Source organism: Rhodoferax sp. UBA5149 (assembly GCF_002413825.1).
In the GTDB taxonomy this organism is placed as follows: domain Bacteria; phylum Pseudomonadota; class Gammaproteobacteria; order Burkholderiales; family Burkholderiaceae_C; genus Rhodoferax.
The window spans coordinates 1-3185 of the sequence record NZ_DHXT01000231.1 but is presented as its reverse complement, the minus strand read 5'-3'; the positions used below and the strand labels follow the sequence as shown (position 1 = coordinate 3185).

Below are 3185 nucleotides of genomic sequence, written 5' to 3'. Positions count from 1 at the left end.
CCGTCGGCCAAGGACGTCAATGCCCTGATCGCCCGCATTGATGAGCTGAACAAGAGTGTCCAGCGACTGTCGGCCAAAAGCGCTGCGCCTAAAGTTGCTTCGAAAGCAGCCGCCAAAGCGGCACCCAAAAAAGCCGTCAAGACGGCCTCCAAATCCATAGTCAAAGCGGCGCCCAAGACGGCACCCGATCGCGTGGCCAAGCCCGCCATCAAACGTGCGCCAGCCCGCAAGACGGCAACGGTTGACGCGGTTGCAACCCCAGTCTGACAGCGGCTTGGCTTGAGACAAGGGCTGGCGCTTGCCGTATCAGGCACGCCAAATACTCCTTCAGAAAAAGGCGCTTACGCGCCTTTTATTGTTTTTTGAGACGCTAGGGGACAGCCCATGATGACTTGAAACGAACGAGCTTTGTCCCCACCTAAAGGGAAGCATTCATTGCTGCGTCGCAACAAATTATCACCCTCGCCCGCCCTACACTTTGCGCTTATGACCCGTAAAACATCACGTCCACCCAGAGTTGCGCTAGCCTTGTCGGGTGGTGGTCCGCTGGGTGCCATTTACGAAGTTGGCGCCCTGTGTGCGCTGGAAGAGTCCCTGAACGGAATTGACTTCACCAAGCTGCAGCACTATGTGGGCGTGTCGGCTGGCGGCTTCATTGCCGCCGGACTGGCCAATGGCATCAGCCCGCGTGAATTGTGTGCCTCCTTCATTGAGAACGACAACGAGCCGTCCGAAACCTTCGATCCCGCCTGGCTGTTATCACCGGCCTACAGCGAATTTACGCGTCGTGGCATCATGCTGCCGGGCTTGCTTGTGTCCGCGCTATGGCACCTCACGGTCGGCCGCAAGTCCTTTACCCATGCGCTGGAGCGCATGGGGCCGGCCCTGCCCACCGGTATTTTCTCCAACGACCAGATCAACGTTCAGCTGGCGCGTCTGTTTTCCCGCGACGGTCGCACCAACGACTTCCGCCAACTCAAGACCCAGCTCACACTGGTGGCCACCAATCTGGACAGTGGCGAAGCCGCCCCCTTTGGCCGCCCCGGCTGGGACCACGTGCCGATCTCAAAAGCGGTGCAAGCCAGCGCCGCGCTACCCGGCCTGTTTCCACCCGTGGAGATTGATGACAGCTACTATGTAGACGGTGCCTTGAAGAAAACCATGCACGCCTCCGTCGCCCTGGACCAGGGCATGGATCTGATGCTGTGCCTCAACCCCCTGGTGCCGTTCGACGCCACCGCACCCCAGGTCGCCAAAGTCATGCGGCGTGGTCTGCCCTCCGAGAAACACCACATCCCGCGCATTGTGGATGGCGGTCTGCCTGCGGTGTTGAGCCAGACCTTCCGCTCCATGATTCACTCGCGCATGGTGCTGGGCATGAAGCACTACGAGCATGTCTACCCGAATACCGACATCATCCTGATTGAGCCCGATCACCGCGACCCCGAGCTGTATCTGGCCAATACCTTCAGTTACGCCCAACGCCGCCATCTGGCCGAGCACGCCTACCAGCAAACGCGCCAGATGTTGCGCTCGAACAAGACCGACCTGTCGGCCAAACTGCTCCGCCACGGCATCACCCTGCACCACGAAGCGCTGGATGACCCGAAGCGGCACCTGAGTGCGCCGACCAAAGCGCCGACGCAGATCGGGCAAGCCATCGCGAAGCTGCAGGAAATCATGGACGATCTGGGCCACGTCGTGCGCTCAGCGGCACACAAGGAAAACCCCTCATGGTGAAAAAGGCGCCCCGGCGCACGGCCGAACGGATTCTGGAAGTCACTCTGGAACTGTTCAACCGCTTTGGCGAGCCCAATGTGTCCACCACCTTGATCTCCGCCGAACTGGGCATCAGCCCGGGCAACCTTTACTACCATTACCCGGCCAAAGACGAGCTCATCAATTCGCTGTTTGACCGCTACGAACGCGCCCTGAATGAATTGCTCAATGCCAGCGACGGCGTGCGCGATGTGGAAGACGCCTGGTTCTTCATGCACAGCTTGTTTGAACTGATCTGGCAATACCGGTTTTTGTACCGCGATCTGAACGATCTTCTGAGCAAGAACCGACGCCTCGAAACCCATTTCCAATCCGTCCTGAAAAACAAGACCCGTGCCGTGAAAGCGTTGCTGGACGGCATGAGCCGCACCGGTGCGGTTCATATTGATTCACGCGAGGTCGAGGCCACCGCGACCAGCATGGTGGTGGTACTGACCTACTGGCTGAGTTTTGAATATGTGCGCGACCCACGCCGGGCACTGGAACCGGAAAACGCCGAATTGGCCTTGCTGCGGGGCGCGCAACACGTATTGAACCTGCTCGCGCCCTATCTGGAGCAAGGCCAGCGCCTGCATTTACTGAAGCTGGCGGGCGCCTACAATAACTCCGACAAGTAAAAAGTCAGGTGGAGGAAAAAAATGGCCAAATGGACCGCCTTTCCCTATGCGGGCGACTACGTGTTTGATGCCAGCAGCGTCAAACACCATTGGGGGCGACTGCATGCCGGCGACGCCGAGCCGCTACCCCACGACACCAAAGTGCTGCAAGCGTGGGCCCTGTTCCATAGCGGTGAATTCCAGAACGCCACGGACATGGGCCTCCAAATTGGTGGCGCCGGTCTCACCGTGGCCAACAAGTCAGCGTGCATCTACGCCACCTATCTGGAAAAGAAAGAGAAGGCCCGGCTCGATCTTTACAAGGAAGTGGCCCGGCGCGCTGGCGTGCAGGCCCAGGAAGAGCCCCAAAACGTCAACGCCCATTACTGGCAGGCCTATGCGCTGGGACGCTATAGCCAGGGCATCAGTGTGGCCAAGGCGCTGGCCCAAGGGCTTGGCAGCAAGGTCAAGGAGTCGCTGGAGAACGTCATCAAACTCCAGCCCAAACACGCCGATGCCCACATCGCACTGGGGGCGTTTCACGCCGAGGTCATCGACAAGGTGGGCCTGCTCATTGGCAGCATGACCTACGGCGCCAAGAAAGACACCGGTTTGAGGCTTTTTCAGGAAGCACTCAAGCTGAACTTCGAATCGGCCATTGGCATGATCGAATACGCCAACGCCATGGTGATGCTCGGCGGCGACACGATGATGGGGGATGCCACCCGGCTCTACCAGCAGGCGGCCGCGGCCAAGCCGATGGACGCGATGGAACGGCTGGATGTGGAAATGGCCAGGGTCGAGCTGCAA

3 protein-coding genes and 1 pseudogene are annotated in these 3185 nt (G+C 59.6%); all 4 read left to right on the top strand.

The features are described 5' to 3' along the window. Positions 1–267: pseudogene (locus B3V69_RS20355) on the top strand (poly granule associated protein); the annotation flags it as partial. A gap of 219 nt (positions 268–486) precedes the next feature. Continuing rightward, positions 487–1740: a patatin-like phospholipase family protein gene (locus B3V69_RS20350; RefSeq protein ID WP_296449553.1), complete on the top strand. Its 1254-nt coding sequence runs from the start codon at positions 487–489 to the stop codon at positions 1738–1740. Then, on the top strand, positions 1734–2396 hold the full coding sequence (locus B3V69_RS20345) for a TetR/AcrR family transcriptional regulator (protein ID WP_296449551.1): 663 nt from the start codon (positions 1734–1736) through the stop codon (positions 2394–2396). Before B3V69_RS20350 ends, B3V69_RS20345 begins: the two co-directional genes overlap by 7 nt. 21 nt (positions 2397–2417) lie before the next feature. Next, a partial coding sequence (locus tag B3V69_RS20340) for a hypothetical protein (RefSeq protein ID WP_296449548.1) occupies positions 2418–3185 on the top strand: 768 nt, incomplete at its 3' end.

Coding starts and splice junctions, on each gene's coding strand:
- B3V69_RS20350 (WP_296449553.1), top strand. CDS start 487: ATGACCCGTAAAACATCACGTCCACCCAGAGTTGCGCTAGCCTTGTCG.
- B3V69_RS20345 (WP_296449551.1), top strand. CDS start 1,734: ATGGTGAAAAAGGCGCCCCGGCGCACGGCCGAACGGATTCTGGAAGTC.